Origin of the sequence: Arthrobacter sp. UNC362MFTsu5.1 (genome assembly GCF_000685965.1) — a bacterium.
Taxonomy (GTDB): Bacteria; Actinomycetota; Actinomycetes; order Actinomycetales; family Micrococcaceae; genus Arthrobacter.
In genome coordinates this window covers 49,897-69,029 of sequence record NZ_JMLE01000020.1, presented here as the reverse complement: position 1 = coordinate 69,029, position 19,133 = coordinate 49,897, and the positions used below count along the sequence as shown (strand labels likewise).

General features: G+C 65.8%; 17 protein-coding genes. 14 read left to right on the top strand and 3 right to left on the bottom strand.

What is annotated here, in order from left to right; translation table 11 throughout:
* Positions 1 to 33 precede the first annotated feature (33 nt).
* The 5 genes from BS38_RS0117360 to BS38_RS0117340 all read left to right on the top strand — a co-directional run bounded on the left by BS38_RS0117360 (position 34) and on the right by BS38_RS0117340 (position 6,600).
* Complete coding sequence (locus BS38_RS0117360; RefSeq protein ID WP_028271952.1) at positions 34 to 1,725, top strand: ribonuclease J; 1,692 nt, start codon at positions 34 to 36, stop codon at positions 1,723 to 1,725.
* A 200-nt stretch (positions 1,726 to 1,925) separates the two neighbouring features.
* Complete coding sequence (locus BS38_RS0117355) at positions 1,926 to 4,865, top strand: FtsK/SpoIIIE family DNA translocase (RefSeq protein WP_028271951.1); 2,940 nt, start codon at positions 1,926 to 1,928, stop codon at positions 4,863 to 4,865.
* A gap of 9 nt (positions 4,866 to 4,874) precedes the next feature.
* The gene (gene pgsA, locus BS38_RS0117350; RefSeq protein ID WP_028271950.1) at positions 4,875 to 5,516 is read left to right on the top strand and encodes a CDP-diacylglycerol--glycerol-3-phosphate 3-phosphatidyltransferase; all 642 of its coding nucleotides are present in this window, start codon (positions 4,875 to 4,877) and stop codon (positions 5,514 to 5,516) included.
* Positions 5,513 to 6,007, top strand: a complete 495-nt coding sequence (locus BS38_RS0117345) for a CinA family protein (protein WP_028271949.1) — start codon at positions 5,513 to 5,515, stop codon at positions 6,005 to 6,007. Before pgsA ends, BS38_RS0117345 begins: the two co-directional genes overlap by 4 nt.
* Positions 6,008 to 6,147: 140 nt before the next feature.
* Positions 6,148 to 6,600 (top strand): helix-turn-helix domain-containing protein, encoded by a 453-nt coding sequence (locus BS38_RS0117340; protein ID WP_028271948.1) that lies wholly within the window; start codon positions 6,148 to 6,150, stop codon positions 6,598 to 6,600.
* 86 nt (positions 6,601 to 6,686) lie between these two features.
* Here BS38_RS0117340 and BS38_RS0117335 read toward each other — a convergent pair whose 3' ends face one another.
* On the bottom strand, positions 6,687 to 7,196 hold the full coding sequence (locus tag BS38_RS0117335) for a MarR family winged helix-turn-helix transcriptional regulator (protein ID WP_028271947.1): 510 nt from the start codon (positions 7,194 to 7,196) through the stop codon (positions 6,687 to 6,689).
* Positions 7,197 to 7,237: 41 nt separating this feature from the next.
* Between BS38_RS0117335 and BS38_RS0117330 the strand changes: the two genes are divergently transcribed.
* From BS38_RS0117330 to dapF, 6 genes are all read left to right on the top strand, one after another.
* Positions 7,238 to 7,462, top strand: a complete 225-nt coding sequence (locus BS38_RS0117330) for a DUF3046 domain-containing protein (protein WP_028271946.1) — start codon at positions 7,238 to 7,240, stop codon at positions 7,460 to 7,462.
* A 189-nt stretch (positions 7,463 to 7,651) separates the two neighbouring features.
* Complete coding sequence (gene recA / locus BS38_RS0117325; RefSeq protein WP_028271945.1) at positions 7,652 to 8,707, top strand: recombinase RecA; 1,056 nt, start codon at positions 7,652 to 7,654, stop codon at positions 8,705 to 8,707.
* A 97-nt stretch (positions 8,708 to 8,804) separates the two neighbouring features.
* Entirely contained in the window at positions 8,805 to 9,296 is a 492-nt protein-coding gene (locus BS38_RS25520) for a regulatory protein RecX (RefSeq protein WP_043439089.1), read from the top strand.
* Positions 9,297 to 9,313: 17 nt separating this feature from the next.
* Positions 9,314 to 10,882 (top strand): tRNA (N6-isopentenyl adenosine(37)-C2)-methylthiotransferase MiaB, encoded by a 1,569-nt coding sequence (gene miaB / locus BS38_RS0117315; RefSeq protein WP_028271944.1) that lies wholly within the window; start codon positions 9,314 to 9,316, stop codon positions 10,880 to 10,882.
* A 3-nt stretch (positions 10,883 to 10,885) separates the two neighbouring features.
* Positions 10,886 to 11,857, top strand: coding sequence for a tRNA (adenosine(37)-N6)-dimethylallyltransferase MiaA (gene miaA, locus BS38_RS0117310; RefSeq protein WP_231511304.1), 972 nt, complete (start codon positions 10,886 to 10,888; stop codon positions 11,855 to 11,857).
* Between the two features lie 32 nt (positions 11,858 to 11,889).
* On the top strand, positions 11,890 to 12,834 hold the full coding sequence (gene dapF / locus BS38_RS0117305; protein WP_028271942.1) for a diaminopimelate epimerase: 945 nt from the start codon (positions 11,890 to 11,892) through the stop codon (positions 12,832 to 12,834).
* On the opposite strand, the gene BS38_RS0117300 is transcribed toward dapF, so the two are convergent.
* Positions 12,815 to 13,429: a class I SAM-dependent methyltransferase gene (locus BS38_RS0117300; RefSeq protein WP_028271941.1), complete on the bottom strand. Its 615-nt coding sequence runs from the start codon at positions 13,427 to 13,429 to the stop codon at positions 12,815 to 12,817. The two genes, dapF and BS38_RS0117300, sit on opposite strands and share 20 nt — an antisense overlap.
* A 447-nt stretch (positions 13,430 to 13,876) precedes the next feature.
* On the opposite strand from BS38_RS0117300, the gene hflX reads away from it, so the two are divergent.
* Positions 13,877 to 15,445: a GTPase HflX gene (gene hflX / locus BS38_RS0117295; RefSeq protein WP_028271940.1), complete on the top strand. Its 1,569-nt coding sequence runs from the start codon at positions 13,877 to 13,879 to the stop codon at positions 15,443 to 15,445.
* Positions 15,438 to 17,510 (top strand): ATP-dependent DNA helicase, encoded by a 2,073-nt coding sequence (locus BS38_RS0117290; protein ID WP_028271939.1) that lies wholly within the window; start codon positions 15,438 to 15,440, stop codon positions 17,508 to 17,510. Before hflX ends, BS38_RS0117290 begins: the two co-directional genes overlap by 8 nt.
* 12 nt (positions 17,511 to 17,522) lie before the next feature.
* Here the strand turns inward: BS38_RS0117290 and lexA are convergent, their stop codons facing one another.
* Positions 17,523 to 18,272 carry a transcriptional repressor LexA gene (gene lexA, locus BS38_RS0117285; protein WP_028271938.1) on the bottom strand — a complete coding sequence of 250 codons (750 nt, stop codon included), beginning with the start codon at positions 18,270 to 18,272 and terminating at the stop codon, positions 17,523 to 17,525.
* 325 nt (positions 18,273 to 18,597) lie between these two features.
* Between lexA and BS38_RS0117280 the strand changes: the two genes are divergently transcribed.
* Positions 18,598 to 19,056 carry a LysM peptidoglycan-binding domain-containing protein gene (locus BS38_RS0117280; RefSeq protein WP_028271937.1) on the top strand — a complete coding sequence of 153 codons (459 nt, stop codon included), beginning with the start codon at positions 18,598 to 18,600 and terminating at the stop codon, positions 19,054 to 19,056.
* Positions 19,057 to 19,133 lie beyond the last annotated feature (77 nt).

Genomic DNA, 19,133 nt, shown 5'->3' with positions numbered 1-19,133 from the left:
CCATCCCTGCTTTCGCCCGGAAAGTAGAGCACTATGACCCAAACCGCCCTTCCCGGCCTTGTTACGCCGCCGAAACTGCCCAAGGACACCCTGCGGATCGTTCCGCTCGGCGGCCTGGGGGAGATCGGCCGCAACATGACCGTCTTCGAAATCGACGGCAAGCTGCTCATCGTCGACTGCGGCGTCCTCTTCCCGGAGGAAACCCAGCCCGGCGTCGACCTGATCCTGCCCGATTTCTCCTACATCGAGAACCGCCTCAATGACATCGTTGCCGTCGTCCTGACCCACGGCCACGAGGACCACATCGGCGCCGTTCCCTACCTGCTGCGCCTGCGCGCCGACATTCCCCTGATTGGCTCCCGGCTGACGCTGGCACTCATCGAGGCGAAGCTGCAGGAACACCGGATCAAGCCGGTCACCCAGATCGTCACCGAGGGACAGGTGCAGAAGTTCGGCCCGTTCGAATGCGAATTCGTGGCCGTCAACCACTCGATCCCCGACGCCCTCGCCGTGTTCCTCCGTACCTCCGGCGGCACCGTGCTGCACACTGGCGACTTCAAGATGGACCAGCTGCCGCTGGATGGCCGCATCACCGACCTTCGCCACTTCGCCAAGCTGGGCGAAGAGGGCGTGGACCTCTTCATGTCGGACTCCACGAACGCCGACGTGCCGGGGTTCACCACCGCCGAGAAGGAAATCGGCCCCACCCTGGACCGTCTCTTCGGCCAGGCCTCCAAGCGCCTGATCGTCGCCTCCTTCTCCTCGCACGTGCACCGGGTCCAGCAGGTCCTCGACGCCGCAGCCAACCACAACCGCAAGGTTGCCTTCGTGGGCCGCTCGATGGTCCGCAACATGGCCATCGCCGAGAAGCTTGGCTACCTCGACGTGCCGCCGGGCATCCTGGTCGACATCAAGAACATCGACAACCTGCCGGACAACCGCGTAGTGCTGATGTCCACCGGGTCCCAGGGTGAGCCGATGGCGGCACTGTCCCGCATGGCTAACGGTGACCACCGCGTCGTCGTCGGCCAGGGCGATACCGTCATCCTCGCCTCCAGCCTGATCCCGGGCAACGAGAATGCAGTCTTCCGGATCATCAACGGCCTGCTCAAGCTGGGCGCCGATGTCATCCACAAGGGCAACGCCAAGGTCCACGTCTCCGGCCACGCCGCGGCCGGGGAACTGCTGTACTGCTACAACATCCTCGAACCGCTGAACGCCATGCCGGTGCACGGCGAGACGCGGCACCTGATTGCCAACGGCAAGATCGCCCTCGAGTCCGGCGTGCCGGACGAAAGCATCCTGCTGGCGGACAACGGCACCGTCATCGACCTCCGTGACCACCAGGCCGACGTCGTAGGCCAGGTTGAAGTGGGCTTCGTCTACGTTGACGGCTCCAGTGTTGGCGAAGTCACCGAAGCTGACTTGAAGGACCGCCAGACCCTCGGCGATGAAGGCTTCATCTCCATCATCACCGTGATCCACCGCGCCACCGGCAAGGTGGTCTCCGGACCGGAAATCCACGCCCGCGGCGTGGCTGAGGACGATTCCGTCTTTGACGAAATCATTCCCAAGATCAATGCTGCGCTGGAAGAGGCCGTGCTCAACCACACGGACCACACCACGCACCAGCTCCAGCAGGTTGTCCGCCGCGTTGTCGGCACCTGGGTCAACCGCAAGCTTCGCCGCAAGCCCATGATCATTCCGGTGGTGCTTGAGGCGTAAGCGCCCGGGATTGTTCGACGGGGCCCTCCCCGCAGGAAAGTGAGCCTTCGGGCCGCCGCCTGCGGGGGAGGGCCCCGTCGTTTAAGCCGCGTGGGTCCGGCCCGACGACACCGTGCTGCCGCCTTCCCCTCCGCAACATGCATCCCGGAACGCCCCGGAAATCCGCGGTTTTTGGCCCGGCTTCGGGTACCGTGGCGGGTATGGCGACACGTACCTCCTCCGCGCCTAGAGGCAACTCAAGCGGCAAGTCAGGCAGCTCAGCGGGCAGGGGCTCCGGCTCCGCTGCGTCCAAAACCAGCCGGACCGGAGGATCGTCGGGCACGGCACGGACCCGCCAGATGGCAGCTGTCGAGCCCCGTCAGCCGTGGCTCGTGCGGGTGGCCGCAGGTGCGTGGCTCGGCATCGGGCACGTCGTCGGCGGCGGCGTCCGGCGGATCGGCCATGATGTCAGCGACCTCGCCCCCGAGGACCGCCGGGACGGGGCAGCCCTCTTCAACCTTGCCCTGGGCGTATTCGTGGCGACCTTCGCCTGGTGGGGCTTCAAGGGATGGTTGCCGGACACCGTGTTCGCGATCGTCAACGGCACCTTCGGCTGGATGTCCCTGCTGCTGCCGCTCATGCTGTTCGTCTGCGCCTTCCGGCTGTTCCGCCAGCCTTCGGACGGGCGCGGCAACAACAGGATCGGCATCGGATTCCTCATCATGACCTTCGCCGGCTGCGGCCTGGCCCACGTCATTGGCGGACAGCCCACGGTGACGGACGGTTTCGACGGCCTGCGCCAGGCCGGCGGCATGCTCGGCTTCCTGGCCGCCTCGCCGCTGGCAGCCCTGCACACGGCCGTGCCCGTGGCCGTCTACAGCCTGCTCGCCTTCACGTCCGTCCTGATTGTGACCGCCACCCCGTTCGGCGCGATTCCCCGCCGGATCAGGGACGCCTACGAGCACCTGATGGGCATCGACCTGCAGGAACCCGGCGATGGCCACGACCGCAGTTACCTCTACGAAAACGCGGGCCAGGCAGCGCCGAAGAAGAAGCGGCGCAGCCGGCTGTTCGGCAGGGACCCCGAGACTGACCCCCGCCTCGAAGGGTATGTGGGCGACGAGGCCTTCGAACATGCCGTCATTGACGACGACGACCCGGCCGGAACCGCCGACGGCACCAAGGCAGGTGGCAAGGCTCCCCGCCCGGCACCCGGCGTGCGCCGGCCCACGCAGGCTGAAATCGCCGTCGAAAAGATCAAAGCGGCCCAGGGTCTGGGCACCAGGGATGCCAACGGCGAGCATGCCACCGAGGCCATCCCGCTTGTCACCCCGGGCATGGTCGCCGCCGGGTCCCTCAATCCCGCCGCACCCGCGGGTGCAGCCGGCGCCGCAGCCGTTGCCGCGGCCGCGCAGGTCCCCTCGCGTCCGGTCGCCCCTGCGCCGCTGCCCACGCCGATACCGCAGCGCACGGAGCAGCTCTCCCTGGCCGGCGATGTGACCTACACCCTGCCGTCGTCGGATGTGTTGACTCCAGGCTCCATCCCCAAGGAGCGCACGGAAGCGAACGACGCCATCGTGGCGTCCCTTACCGACACCCTGAACCAGTTCAACGTTGACGCGCAGGTCACCGGTTTCAGCCGCGGGCCGACTGTCACACGGTACGAAATCGAACTGTCCGCAGGCACCAAGGTGGAGCGCGTCACCGCGCTGTCCAAAAACATCTCCTACGCCGTCGCGTCCAGCGACGTCCGCATCCTCAGCCCCATTCCCGGCAAGTCCGCCATCGGCATCGAGATCCCCAACACGGACCGCGAGACCGTCTCCCTTGGCGATGTGCTCCGCAGCCAGAACGCCCGCCGGACGGACCACCCGATGGTGATGGGTGTGGGCAAGGACGTCGAGGGCGGCTACGTCGTGGCGAACCTCGCCAAGATGCCCCACCTGCTCGTGGCCGGTGCCACCGGTGCCGGTAAGTCCTCCTTCGTGAACTCCATGATCACCTCCATCCTCATGCGGGCCACCCCGGACGAGGTCCGTATGGTCATGGTGGACCCGAAGCGTGTGGAACTCACGGCGTACGAAGGCGTGCCGCACCTGATCACACCCATCATCACCAACCCCAAGAAAGCCGCCGAAGCGCTGCAATGGGTGGTCCGCGAGATGGACGCCCGCTACGACGACCTCGCGAACTACGGCTTCAAGCACATCGACGACTTCAACAAGGCCGTCCGCGCCGGGAAAGTCCACCCGCCCGTCGATTCCAAGCGCGTCATCAAGCCGTACCCTTACCTGCTGGTGATCGTGGACGAGCTCGCCGACCTCATGATGGTGGCCCCGCGCGACGTCGAAGATTCCATCGTCCGCATCACCCAGCTCGCCCGTGCCGCAGGCATCCACCTGGTCCTGGCCACCCAGCGGCCCTCCGTTGACGTTGTTACCGGCCTGATCAAGGCCAACGTGCCGTCCCGGATGGCGTTCGCGACCTCCTCCGTCACCGACTCCCGCGTGGTGCTGGACCAGCCCGGCGCCGAAAAGCTGATCGGCCAGGGTGACGCGCTCTTCCTGCCGATGGGCGCCTCCAAGGCAATGCGTGTGCAGGGCGCGTGGGTCACGGAGTCCGAAATCCACAAGGTGGTCGAGCACGTCAAGGGCCAGCTCAAGGCCGTCTACCGTGATGACGTCGCCCCCGAGGCGGAGAAAAAGCAGATCGACGACGACATTGGAGACGATCTGGAGGTGCTGCTGCAGGCCACCGAGCTGGTGGTCACCACGCAGTTCGGCTCCACCTCCATGCTGCAGCGCAAGCTGCGCGTCGGTTTCGCCAAGGCCGGCCGCCTGATGGACCTTCTCGAGTCCAGGGGAGTGGTGGGCCCCTCCGAGGGCTCAAAGGCGCGCGACGTGCTGGTAAAACCCGACGACCTTGCCGCCGTCCTTGCCGCCATGAAGGGCCAGGAGGCACCGGCGTCGCCCGATTCCCAGACGGCGGCGCTGAGCGACAATGCCAACGCGAACATCGCCCAGGGCGGCTATGCCGAGGACCTTGTGGCGGCTGACCTGGACAACCGCACCCAGAACGTTGAGTACTACGACGGCGCCGACGGCAACTCCGGCGACGACGAAGACGGGTCCGAGGACGCCTGGTCCCTCACTGGACGGTAGCCTATGAGGGTGACTAGCACTGAAGCCGACAGCTCAGGCTCCGCCTCCGGGATCTGGAACCTTCCGAACATCCTGACGATGCTGCGGATTGTCCTGGTGCCGTTCTTCGTGTGGTTCCTCATCGCGGACGCGCCCGGACTCGACAGCCAGAACGGCCTCTGGCGCTGGGCCGCGGCCCTGACGTTTGCGGTTGCCATTTACACGGACAAGCTCGACGGCGACATCGCCCGCAGCAGGGGACTGATCACCGATTTCGGCAAGATCGCCGATCCGATCGCGGACAAGCTGCTCACCGGCTCCGCCCTGGTGATGCTCTCGCTGCTGAACGAACTGCCGTGGTGGATCACCGTCCTGATCCTCGCCCGCGAATGGGGAATCACGGCACTGCGGTTCTTCGTCATCCGGTACGGCGTCATCCCGGCGTCGCGGGGAGGCAAGCTGAAGACTGTGGTGCAGACCGTTGCGATCCTGCTGTACGTGGTCCCGCTCGCCTCACTGGCCCCGTGGCTGGGAGTGGTGGCTTTCCTGGTGATGCTGGCGGCCGTGGCCATCACCGTCTGGACAGGCGGCCAGTATGTTGTCGAAGCGCTCAAGCTGCGCGCGAACGGCCGGCGCGCAGCCAGCCAACGCGTAAAAGGAGAGCTGCCATGAGTAACCTGCACCGCATCGCCGAACAAGCAGTCAACGGTGCCATTGGCCGCGGACTGACCGTGGCTACCGCCGAGTCGCTGACTGCCGGCATGGTGGCGGCGGTCCTCGCCGATACCCCCGGCGCCTCGGGAATGCTCCAGGGCGGCGTGGTGTCCTACCAGAACTCAGTCAAGGCGGACGTGCTTGGCGTACCCGCCGAACTGCTCGACGCCGTCGGATCAGTGGACGGCGATGTCGCTAAGGCGATGGCAGCCGGGGCGCGACGGGTCTGCGGAGCGGACATCGGTGTGTCCACGACGGGTGTCGCCGGGCCGGAACCCCACGGCGGCAAGGCCGTGGGGACAGTGTTCGTCGGTGTCGCCACCGCGGACGGCGCGAGGTCGTTCGGCTACGTTTTTGAAGGCAACCGCGCGGACATCCGCGGCCAGGCCTGCGCGGCTGCGTTGGAGCGGCTGCTGGAAGCCCTATCTTCCGAGGCTTACCCGGCGTAAAGTTGCCGGGAACAAAATTTGATTCCTAATAGTTGTTACATTGTGTCGCTTCCGAATATGGGAGGCGCCTAGGATGAGTAAATAATTATGGTTCGCCTGATGAGGGCGGACCTGACGTACGAGGGAGCAAGGCGATACAGATGGTAAAGCAGCCCGTATCCGTAAACGGCGTTGTCCGCTGGAAGGATGTGGGCCTCGCCGATCAGGCAAAGAGCGAACAGAAGGAGCGCAAGATGGTAGTACTTCGTCACGAAATCGGTGATGTTCTGCGCGACGTTCGCCAGCGTCAGGGCCGAACCCTCCGCGAAGTGTCACATAGTGCCCGGGTATCCCTGGGTTACCTCAGTGAAGTGGAGCGCGGCCAGAAGGAAGCCTCTTCGGAGCTGCTGTCTTCGATCTGCTCGGCCCTGGACGTCCCGTTGTCCAGCATGCTCCGCGAAGTGAGCGACCGCGTTGCCGTCGCTGAAGGCGTTGCTGTTCCGGATACCGTCCCGCAGGAATTCTCGCAGCGCTACGGCCGTGACCTTGACCGCGAACTCACTACCGACCTCTCTGACGAACTGGCCAAGGGACTGCTCTCGGGCGCCCGCTGACCGGCTCACGTCAGAACCTAGTCTTTACGCGTGACACGAAGGGCCTCCGGCTAAGCCGGAGGCCCTTTGTTGTTGCTTCGCCGTTGTTACTTCGCCTCGTCCTTCGGGAAGCCGTCCCGCTCATACGTGGCGTTGAGCTTTGCCATGTAGGCGGCAAGGGTCTGCAGGTCCTCCACCGGCCATTCCCCCAGCCGTTCACGGAAGACTTCGCGCCGGGCATCCTGGACCTGGTGCATCTTCTCCTCGCCCTTGGGCGTGAGCCGGATGGTTTGGGCACGGCCGTCGAGCGGGTCCGCTTCCTTGGACACCAGGCCGATGCTCTCCAGGAATGCGATCTGCCGGCTGACTGAGGGTTTGCCCACTCCGATGCATGAAGCGAGTTCCGTGAGCCTGATGGGGCCTTCCCTGCGGATGACGGTGAGCAGGCCATAGGCTGCCGGTTCCATGTCCGGGTGGACCTGCCGCGAGAGTTGCTGGGAGATGGAGCGTCCGCGGCGCCAGAACAGGCTGATCTGGTGCTCTACGGTCCGCAGGGCCGCGTCGACGCTGTTTTCGGTGGCCCCGGAATCAACGGGTTCCACAGCTGGGTTGCTCATGGCAACCATTCTATTGGCCGCAGGCGTGAGAGACTTTATCGGTGCGAATCAGCGACTTTTGGCGGCTAATGGACGATGAGTTCGGCGCGGGGTACTCCCGGGTCCTCAGCAGCTCACTGGTGCTGGCAGGCGTAGGCAGCCGGACAGCGGACCAGGCGCTGGCGGCGGGAGTCCCGCCGCGGCAGGTATGGCTCGCGATCTGCGACGTGCAGGACGTCCCGGCTGAGCGGCGGCTCGGCAGGGACATCAAGCCGTCCCGGAACTGAGCGTCCGCCGCCTGACACGCCGCAGGATTGTTCGAATATCTGTTCGGGTCGGGCTATGCTTTTTGCAGACCGTTTTCCACATACGCAATGTCATCCGGCAAGAATGTCGGTGGGTGCCGTTAGCGTCGGTGATGACAGACAAAGGGCCGGTCAGGCCACTCCACAGCGAGAAAACTAGAGGTGTGAACCATGGCGGCAGCCCCGGATCGTCAGAAGGCGCTCGACGCAGCGCTTGCACAGATCGACAAGCAGTTCGGCAAAGGCTCCGTCATGCGGCTGGGCGATGAAGTACGTGCTCCCATCGAGGTAATCCCCACGGGCTCCATTGCCTTGGACGTTGCCCTCGGAATTGGCGGCCTGCCGCGCGGCCGCGTCGTGGAAATCTACGGCCCGGAATCGTCGGGTAAGACCACCGTGGCCCTGCATGCGGTCGCGAACGCCCAGCGGCAGGGCGGCATCGCAGCGTTCATCGACGCCGAGCACGCACTGGATCCGGAATACGCCGCCAAGCTGGGTGTGGATACCGACGCCCTGCTGGTTTCCCAGCCGGACACCGGTGAGCAGGCCCTGGAAATCATGGACATGCTGATCGGCTCGGGCTCCCTCGATGTCATCGTCATTGACTCCGTGGCAGCCCTCGTGCCCCGCGCGGAAATCGAAGGCGACATGGGCGACAGCCACGTGGGCCTCCAGGCCCGCCTGATGAGCCAGGCGCTGCGTAAGATCACCGGCCGCTTGAGCCAGACCAAGACCACCGCCATCTTCATCAACCAACTGCGCGAAAAGATCGGCGTCTTCTTCGGATCGCCCGAGACAACTACCGGCGGTAAGGCACTGAAGTTCTACGCCTCCATCCGTATCGATGTCCGCCGCATCCAGACGCTGAAGGAAGGCGCCGACTCGGTGGGCAACCGGACCAAGGCGAAAATCGTCAAGAACAAGATGGCCCCGCCCTTCAAGATCGCCGAATTCGACATCATCTACGGCCAGGGCATCTCCCGTGAGGGCGGCATCATCGACATGGGTGTCGAGCACGGACTGATCAAGAAGTCCGGTTCGTGGTTCACCTACGACGGTGACCAGCTGGGCCAGGGCATGGAGAACTCCCGCCGCTTCCTGCGGGACAACCCGGAGCTGGCCGCCGAACTGGAGCGCCTCATCAAGGAGAAGCTGGGCGTCGGCGTCAAGCCGGCTGCGGCTGAAGCCGAGGCGTCGCCCAAGCTCAAGGCCGTTGACGGTTTCTAGGGGAGACCGGTCCGGCCGGACCGGGCCCAGCGGGGACCGGGCCGGGTTCTCCCGGGAGCCGGAGGCCGAACTGGACGCTGAGCCGGACCCGGCCTCGGTGGCGCGGGCCATTGTGTTGCGGCAGCTCACGAGCTCGCCCAAGAGCAGGCTGCAGCTTGCCCGCAAGCTCGCCGAACGCAACGTCCCGGAGGATGTGGCCGAGGCCGTCCTGGACCGGTTTGAAGAAGTCCGGCTCGTCGATGATGCGGAGTTCGCGGACATGTGGGTCCGGAGCAGGTCCCAGACCCGGAAGCTTGCCAAGGGAGCGTTGCGCCGCGAACTCGCGGACAAGGGCATCGAGGCTGACATTGCGGCACGGGCCCTGGAGCAACTCAGCGACGAAGCGGAGGAGTCCGCCGCACGCCAACTCGTCGAACGCAAGCTCAAAGGCTCTGTGGACCTCAGCGACCGCGCCGAGCGGGACAAGGTCACGCGCCGGCTGGGGTCAATGCTGGCGCGGAAGGGATACCAGCCCTCCCAGGCTTTCCGGATCGTGGGGGAGGTCCTCGACGCTGCCGCCGGTGAACCGGCGGCGGCAGACTTCCTGTGAACCGGTACCCTTAACAGGTGAGTTTGACCATTCCTTCCCCAGCGTCCGGCACCAGTACTTCCGCCAGCATCGAGGCAGCACCCGCGGCTGCCCCGCCGCGCACCTATCAGGTGCGCACCTTCGGCTGCCAGATGAACGTGCACGACTCCGAGCGGATGGCCGGCATGCTGGAAGACGCCGGCTACGTGCCCGCGTCGGGCGAGCACGCGGACGTGGTGGTGTTCAACACCTGCGCCGTCCGTGAAAACGCCGACAACAAGCTCTATGGCAACCTCGGGATGCTCGCGCCGGTCAAAGCGGCCAACCCCGGCATGCAGATCGCGGTGGGCGGCTGCCTGGCCCAGAAGGACCGCGAAACGATCCTGAAGAAGGCCCCCTGGGTGGACGCGGTCTTCGGCACCCACAACGTCGGCGCGCTGCCCGCACTCTTGGACCGCGCCCGGCACAACAACGAAGCGCAGCTCGAGATCCTCGAGTCGCTGGACGTTTTTCCATCCACGCTCCCCACGAAGCGGGACTCGGTGTATTCGGGCTGGGTGTCCATTTCCGTGGGCTGCAACAACACCTGCACGTTCTGCATCGTTCCTGCCCTGCGCGGGAAGGAAAAGGACCGCCGCCCCGGCGACATCCTCGCCGAAATCCAGGCACTCGTCGATGACGGAGCGATTGAAGTCACGCTCCTGGGCCAGAACGTGAACTCCTACGGGGTGGAATTCGGCGACCGGCAGGCCTTCTCCAAACTGCTGCGTGCCTGCGGTGAAATCGAAGGCCTCGAACGGGTCCGATTCACCAGCCCGCACCCGGCCGCCTTCACTGACGACGTCATTGACGCCATGGCTGAAACCGCCAACGTGATGCCGCAGCTGCACATGCCGCTGCAGTCCGGCTCGGACAAAGTCCTCAAGGACATGAAGCGCTCATACCGCTCCACCAAGTTCCTCGGCATCCTGGACAAGGTCCGGGAACGGATTCCGCATGCCGCCATTTCCACCGACCTCATCGTCGGGTTTCCCGGTGAAACCGAAGAGGACTTCCAGGCCACGCTTGATGTCGTCGAGAAATCACGTTTTGCGACGGCGTTCACCTTCCAGTACTCCAAGCGCCCCGGTACCCCCGCAGCGGACTTGCCGGACCAGCTTCCCAAGGCAGTGGTGCAGGAGCGCTTTGAGCGCCTGACGGCGTTGCAGGACCGGATTGCGGCCGAGGAGAACGCCCGCCAGCTGGGCCGCCGGGTCGAAGTCATGGTCACGGCGCAGTCGGGCCGCAAGGCGGAGGAAACCCACCGTTTGTCGGGCCGGTCGCAGGACCAGCGCCTCGTGCACTTCTCGGTCCCGGAAGGTGCGGAGACACCGCGCCCCGGCGACCTCGTGACAGTCACCATCACCGAAGCCGCGGCTTTCCACCTGGTCGCGGATCCGGCCTCGGCGGCGGACTACACCCTGCGCCGCTCGCGTGCCGGTGACGCCTGGGACAGGTCGCAGGCGGACTCCTGCGGTGTGCCGGTTCCCGGCAGCGGTTCCGGCGGGAACGGCGCCAAGAGCGGCGTGTCCCTCGGTATGCCGGCGGTCCCCGTCCGCCGCGGCTAGGCAATGATCAACCCTTCCGCGGACGCTCGCGGGGCAGAGAACGCTGACCTGCCCTCGGCGGCTGACCGCAATACCGGTTACCCCCGTCCTCCCGTCATCGCGGTGGTTGGCCCCACCGGATCCGGCAAATCCGACCTCGCCGTTGCCCTGGCACTGGCCCTCGACGGCGAAGTGATCAACGCGGACGCCATGCAGTTCTACCGCGGCATGGACATCGGCACTGCCAAGATCACGGCCGCGGAGCGCAGGGGAGTTCCGCACCACCTCCTGGACACCCTCGACGTCACCGAAGAAGCCAGCGTTTCGGATTTCCAGCGGGAGGCGAGGGCCGCCATTGCAGAGATCCAGGGGCGCGGAAAGCGGGCCATCCTGGTGGGCGGATCGGGCCTCTACGTCCGGGCCGCCCTCGACGTGCTCGAATTTCCCGGCACGGATCCGGCTATCCGCGGCCGCCTGGAAGCAGAGCTGGCGGACACCGGCCTGGCCCCGCTGCGCACCCGGCTGGAAGCGGTGGACCCGGTTTCCGCCGGTCGCCTGGGTGACGCCCGCAGGGTGGTCCGGGCCCTGGAGGTCTTCGAACTGACAGGGCGTCCTTTCAGCTCCTTTATGCCCGTCCGGGAGTACTTCCAGCCGGCGGTGCAGATCGGGCTCGAAGTGGACCGTGAGCTCCTGAAGGAGAGGCTGGCCCGGCGCGTCCACGCCATGGTTGCCGGCGGACTACAGGCCGAGGTGGAGCGGCTGGACGCTGCGGGGCTCCGAAACGGCAAGACGGCGTCCCGCGCACTGGGCTATGCCCAGTTCCTGAAAGTCCTCGACGGCGAATGGGATGCCGGCCAGGCCACGGAAGACACCATCACTGCCACGCGGAAATTCGCCCGGCGGCAACTCACATGGTTCAGGGCGGATCCGCGCATCAACTGGCTGGACTGGCAGGACCCGGACCTCGTGGCCAAAGCGGCGGCCCTCTGCGGCTAAGGACGCCCCCCGTCAACCGGTAACCTTGATCCATGGACGAAACCCTTGCACCCGCCCCTGACCGCACACTCCAGGGGCTGAGCGGCCTGGCCTTCTCCAAGGGCCATGGCACCGGCAACGATTTCGTGCTCGTTGCCGACCCCGAAGGTACCTGGCCGATTGCGCCCGAGCAGGTCGCGGAACTCTGTGACCGCCACCGCGGCATCGGCGGTGACGGACTGATCCGGGCCGTGCCTTCGCGTTTCCTCCCGGAGGGGCGGGAGCTGCAGGCAGTCCACCCGGATGCCGAGTGGTTCATGGACTACCGCAACGGTGACGGATCCCTGTCGGAAATGTGCGGCAACGGCGTCCGCGTGTTTGTCCACTTCCTCATCGCCGAAGGACTTGTCCGGCTCGGCACCGGCGATGCCCTGACCATCGGCACGCGCGGTGGCGTCAAGACGGTGGTGCGGACCGAAAACGGCTACGCGGTGGACATGGGGCCGTGGGAATTCATCTTCCCTGGCGAGGCCACCGCACGTGCCATGGACTCGCTGGTGACCGCGGACGGCCTGGAAGTGCCGCGCCCTGCGTTGTCCGTCAGCATGGGGAACCCGCACACCGTGGTGGCCCTGGCCGAACTCAGCGAACTCGAGGCCACACAGCTCTTCAAGGCACCGCACGTCGATCCGAAGCCGGCGAACGGCACCAACGTCGAGTTTGTCGTCCCGTCCGAGCCGCTGGTCCACGACGGCGTCGGCACAGTCACCATGCGGGTCCACGAACGCGGCGTGGGGGAGACCCAGTCCTGCGGCACCGGCGCCTGCGCAGCAGCCGTCGCCATCCGGCACTGGGCCGGGCAGGGCGCGCCGGATGCCTGGAACGTGAACGTGCCCGGCGGCGTCGTCGGCGTTAAATTCTTTGCGGGCCCGGAAGGCCACGAACATGTGGAACTCAGTGGTCCCGCAGTGATCGTGGCTAGCGGGACGCTTTCCTGACCCGGATGATCCTGAAGGACTTCGAGGTGCTCTCGCGGGTGACGGTGAAGCTGCTGTCCAGTTCAGCGGCCAGCCAGCGCTGAAGCGAGTCGGAACCAAGGTTCTTCTGGACCACCAGCCAGGCGGATCCGCCTGCAGCCAGCCGGGGCAGCCACAGCAGCAGCAGGGAGTGAAGCTCGTCCTTGCCGATCCGGATCGGCGGATTGGACCAGATCGTGTCGAACAGGAGGCCGGGATCAACGGCGTCGGGCAGGCTGGCCGTGACGTTGTCCAGTCCCAGCAGGCCGGCGTTCTCGTTGGTCAGGGCGACGCAGCGCTCGTTGACGTCCACGGCGTAGACGTGCGCGTGGGGTGCCCGCAGGGCCATGGTCAGCGCGATGGGACCCCAGCCGCAGCCGATGTCCAGCAGGTTGCCCTGGGGTGACGGGGACGGCACGTCGGCCAGTAGTACGGCAGTTCCCTTGTCGATGCCGTCGGGGCTGAAGATGCCGCTGGACGTCTGCAGCCTGCGGGTTTCACCGGCGAGTTCCACGGTTAGCGGTTTGCGGGTGAACGGCCCGGCAGGCTGGGCGCTGAAATAGTGTGCAGACTCCATAACTCGCCAGATTAGTTGCCCGGCGCGCCGATGGGAAACGAGGACTGGAACGGGGCACGGAAACCCGTCTGCTAATGTTTAATCCATGTTCTTGATCTTTGAGTAGCCGGCACGGGCACCGCCCGTCCCGCAGCGACGCAGGTATTAACCTTCCGCTCAGTGCGCCGTCACGCCGTGATTGTCCGGCAGAACGTCCCGCCCGTACTACTTGGAGTCCAGCAATGCTGATCGTCTGACCATGCGCCCATCCGAAAACGCGCACCCACCGCAACGCCGCCTGCCCCGCACGTCGTCGCCCCGCATACCGTCCGTACCGCCGCCCGCTGCGCCGCAGCCGCCGGCACTCCAGGAGCCCGAATGACCAATAGTCGTCAGCCCAGCGCGAATACCGCCCCGCAGACAAACAATCAGCATTATTCTGAAGGTGTCGAATCTTCAAAGGAGAACATGACCAACCAGCCCAACACCGGATCAGATGCAGCCTCCCAGGACATGAGTCCTGAGGAAATCCAGGCCGTCATCGACCGGATTCTGTCCAAGGATGTCCCGGCCCGTGCCGCCCACTCCGCCCCGGAAAGTTCGCGCGGAGTTTTGGGATCGGCCCAGGCGATTTCCCGCCAGGACAGCGAACACAGCATCTTCGACGGGGACCAGCAGGACCTTGAGGAACGCCGGGCCCTGCGCCGCACGGCCGGCCTTTCCACCGAACTCGAAGACGTCACCGAAGTTGAATACCGGCAGCTGCGCCTCGAACGCGTGGTGCTGGCCGGCCTGTGGACAGAAGGCACCCTCGCCGACGCCGAAAATTCCCTCCGCGAGCTTGCCGCCCTGGCGGAAACTGCCGGCTCGGAGGTTCTGGACGGCATTGTCCAGCGCCGTGCCAAGCCCGATCCCGGCACGTTCCTCGGCTCCGGCAAGGCCCAGGAGCTCAAGGACATTGTGATGTCCACCGGTGCGGACACCGTGGTGGTGGATGCCGAGCTGGCACCGTCACAGCGGCGTGGACTCGAGGACATTGTGAAGGTCAAGGTCATCGACCGCACCGCCCTGATCCTGGACATCTTCGCCCAGCACGCCAAGAGCCGTGAAGGCAAGGCCCAGGTGGAGCTGGCGCAGCTTGAATACCTGCTCCCGCGCCTGCGCGGCTGGGGCGAATCCATGTCCCGCCAGGCCGGCGGCCAGGTGGGCGGCGCAGGCGCCGGCATGGGTTCCCGCGGTCCCGGTGAAACCAAAATCGAACTGGACCGGCGCCGGATCCGCACCAGGATGGCCAAGCTGCGGCGTGAAATCGCCGCGATGAAGCCGGCGCGGGAGACCAAGCGGGCCAACCGCCGTCGTAATTCCGTGCCGTCCGTAGCCATCGCAGGGTACACAAACGCCGGAAAGTCCTCGCTCTTGAACCGGCTGACCGACGCCGGCGTCCTGGTGGAGAACGCCCTGTTCGCCACGCTGGATCCCACCGTCCGCAAGGCGGAAACAGCGGACGGCCTGGGCTACACCCTGGCCGATACCGTGGGCTTCGTGCGGTCCCTTCCCACCCAGCTGGTGGAGGCCTTCCGTTCCACCCTGGAGGAAGTGGCGGATTCGGACCTCATCCTGCACGTGGTGGACGTCTCGCATCCCGATCCGGAGGGCCAGATCGCGGCGGTCCGGGCAGTGTTCAGCGAAGTGGACGCCCGTAAAGTGCCCGAGATCATCGTGCTGAACAAGGCCGACGCCGCGGACCCGTTCGTGGTGGAACGGCTGAAGCAGCGCGAACCCCGCCACGTGGTGGTGTCCGCGCGCACCGGGCAGGGCATCGCTGAGCTCTTGAAGGCGATCAGCGAATCCATTCCGCGGCCCAGCGTCAAGATGGAACTGCTGATCCCGTACAACCGCGGTGACCTGATCAGCAAGCTCCACGAAACGGACGCCGAAATCCTTCGACTGGACCATGAAGAGCAGGGCACCCGCGCCCTGGTCATGGTGCGCGAAGGGCTCGCCGCTGAATTGGAATCCTTCATCAGCAATGTCTGATCCCGGGGCCGGAGAAACCAGCGGCTCCGCCGGCGAGCAGTTCGTCATCGAACTGCTCGACCGGGCGGTGTCCGGCATGGGCGGACAGAGCCGCGACGGCCAGCACGAGATGGCCCGGCAGGTGGCCCGCGCTATCGACAGCGGCGACCACCTGCTGGTCCAAGCCGGAACCGGCACCGGAAAGTCACTCGCGTACCTGATTCCGCTGATCGCCCATTCACAGGTCAGCGACAAACCCACCCTGGTGTCCACCGCCACCCTGGCCCTGCAGACCCAGATCGTGGGCAGGGACCTTCCGCGGCTGCTGGAAACCATCACCCCCGCCCTGGAGCGCCCCGTCAAGGTAGCCCTCGTCAAGGGCAGGGCCAATTACGTCTGCCGGCATAAGCTCGACGGCGGGTTCCCCTCCGAAGAGCCGTCGGAGGGTCAGCTCTTCTCACTGGGGGAGGACACCAGCGTCCCGCACTTCGCCGCCTCCTTGGGCGGTCCGGCATCGCAGCTGGGCAAGGAAGTAGTCAGGCTCCGCGAATGGGCGGAGAAGACCGCCACGGGGGACCGGGACGAACTGATGCCCGGTGTGACGGACCGTGCATGGCGGCAGGTGTCCGTCACGTCGATGGAATGCCTGGGAGCGCAGAAATGTCCCATGGCTGCCGAGTGCTTCAGCGAACTTGCCCGGCATGACGCAGCCGAGGCCGACGTTGTGGTCACCAACCATGCCATGCTGGCCGTCAGCGCCTTCGAGGGCCTGGCCGTGCTGCCGGAGTACGACGTCGTGGTGGTGGACGAGGCGCACGAGCTCCAGGACCGGGTGACGGGGGCAGTCTCCGGCCAGTTGTCTGTGGCCATGGTCCACGCCGCCGCCTCCGGCGCCCGCAAGAACACCGGGATCACGGTGGATGCGCTCAACAACGCTGCCGCCAACCTTGAGCTGGCCATCGCCGGAGTCCCCAGCGGCCTGCTGCCCAACGGCCTCAACGATGAACAACTCGACTGCGTGGACCAGTTGCGGGAAGCCTGCCGCGCCGCCCTGTCCGACTCCAAGGGGGACAGCGCCAACACGGCCGACGGCGGACGCCAGCTCGCCCGGTCGCGCCTGATGGTCATCCTTGAGCTCTGCGAACGCCTGATTGCCGCGCGGGAAAACCGCGAAGTGGTCTGGTTTTCGCGAAACAGCACCTTTGACCCGCAGCAGGGCTACTCCCAGCCGGACGATGCGGCGCCGGCCCTGATCAACATTGCACCGCTGAGTGTGGCTGGAAAGCTCCGTGACGGGCTCTTTGCGGGCCATACAGTGATCCTGACCTCGGCCACCCTCGCCATAGGATCGGCCTTCGAACCCGCCGCCGGCGGGCTCGGGCTCGTGGGACAGGGCGCACCCAGCTGGACCGGAGTGGACGTCGGGTCCCCTTTTGACTATCCCAAGCAGGGAATCCTCTACGTGGCCAGCCATCTGCCGAAGCCCGGCCGGGGGACATCCCCTGAAGCGCTGGATGAGCTGGAGAAACTTATCCGGGCCTCGGGCGGCGGGGCACTGTGCCTCTTTTCGTCGCGGCGGGCCGCCGAAGAAGCGGCAGAAGCCATGCGCCCGCGGCTGGATGTCAGCATCCTGTGCCAGGGCGAATCGACCATGACCGCACTCGTGCGGCAGTTCGCCGACGAACCGGACACCTGCCTTTTCGGCACCATGTCCCTGTGGCAGGGTGTTGACGTCCCCGGCGGGTCATGCCGGCTGGTGGTCATCGACCGGATTCCGTTCCCGCGGCCGGATGACCCGCTCATGACGGCACGCTCCCGGGCCGTGGCCCAGGCGGGCGGCAACGGCTTCATGTCGGTATCGGCCACCCACGCCGCGATCCGGCTGGCCCAGGGAGCAGGCCGGCTGATCCGCTCCACGGGCGACAAAGGTGTTGTGGCCGTCCTGGACTCCAGGCTGTCCACGGAGCGTTACGGGGGCTTCCTGCGGGCTGCCCTGCCACCGTTCTGGCCCACCACTGATCCGGCCATCGCGGTTGCGGCGCTGAGCCGGCTTGCACAGGCTCCGGCAGAGGCCGCTTCCGCCTGAAGGAGTGCGCTGCTACAGCGAGCGAAGGACCGAAACGACCTTGCCCATGATGGTGGCGTGATCGCCCAGGATGGGTTCGTACTGCGTGTTCTGGGGCAGCAGCCAGGTGTGGCCGTCCCGCTGGCGGAACGTCTTGACTGTGGCTTCATCATCGAGGAGGGCGGCAACAATGTCGCCGTTGGCGGCGTCGCTCTGCCGGCGCACCACAACCCAGTCGCCGTCGCAGATCGCCGCGTCGATCATGGAATCGCCGGACACCTTCAGCATAAATAGCTCCCCGTGGCCCACCAGTTGCCGTGGCAGCGGCATCAGGTCCTCGACGACCTGGTCAGCCAGGATCGGGCCGCCGGCAGCGATCCGCCCGACCAAGGGGACCATGGCCGTATCCGTTGCCGTGGCCAGTTCGGAAACAGACAGGCCGCCGACGGTACGCAGCCGGGCAGGCTTCTCCACGCCGGTGATTTTGGCCGTACCCTCGTCCAGGGTCAACGGCATCAGGACTTCCATGGCACGCGGCCGCTTGGGGTCGCGGCGGAGGTAGCCCAGCTTCTCAAGCTGCGAGAGCTGGTGGGTGACGCTGGAGAGGCTGGCCAGCCCCACGGTGTCGCCGATTTCACGCATTGACGGCGGGTAGCCGTTGTCGTTGACGGAGCGCTGGATCGTTTCCAGAATTTTCTTCTGACGTACTGTGAGGCCCTTCGGCTTCGCTGATGACTGCTGGCTCCGCTGCGTAGCCCTGCCGCCGGTGGCTTGTGCTGCCATGTTCGCCAACGCCTTTCCGTTCTCCCCGGCCTCCATCGCTGCAGGTGCCGGGAACTTCCGGCCTGAAATGTCAGACCCTGCTGATCAACTGCAGAAGTGGTTGTTCTGTAGCTCAAACGTAGGCCAGCCCCACAGGTTTTTCAAACATTTGTTCTAGTGAGTCTCGACAATGTTCGTTAATAAGTGCTAGAACAGAACCAGTAAAGTTCGAATATGTGTTCTAGTCGCAACGCTCCTTCGGTTCTATGTTCGAAAACCGGAACGGGCGGTCGCCGGCTTCAGGAACACAGCGGGCAGCACAGTCAGGTCCAGGAGGGCTCAGTTCATGTCAGTTACAAGCGCTATTCACGGTTCGCGTCATGATGGTTCGGCCAAGCAGGGTTTGGGACACCACGGCCCGGAATCTCCCATGCTGGGCTTCAACTGGGAGGAACGCCCGGTCGTTAAGGCGGCGAAGACCAGGTCCTCGCAGCCGCCCCTCCGACTGACCCGCCGCGGGCGCATTGTCCTGGTCGGGATTCCACTGATCCTGCTGTCCGTGCTCCTGATCTCGCTGGCCGGCTTCCTGAACTCGCCGGCGAAGGCCGCGGATTCCGCAACCGAGCTGTCCTTGACTCCCACCGTGTCGGTGACGGTTCAGCCGGGGCAGTCCCTCTGGGAGATCGCCGGGTCCGTGGCGCCCGAACGTGACCCGCGGGACGTCGTGGCCGACATTGTCCAGCTGAACAACCTCGACGGCGGCAGGGTCATGCCGGGGCAGCAGATCTTTGTCCCTTCAAACTAGGGCGCCAGGACTCAATCCAGCCCGTCAAGACCTGCTTGAGACCGGGAGGTGGCGTCACAGTTTCGGCGGCCCGGCCA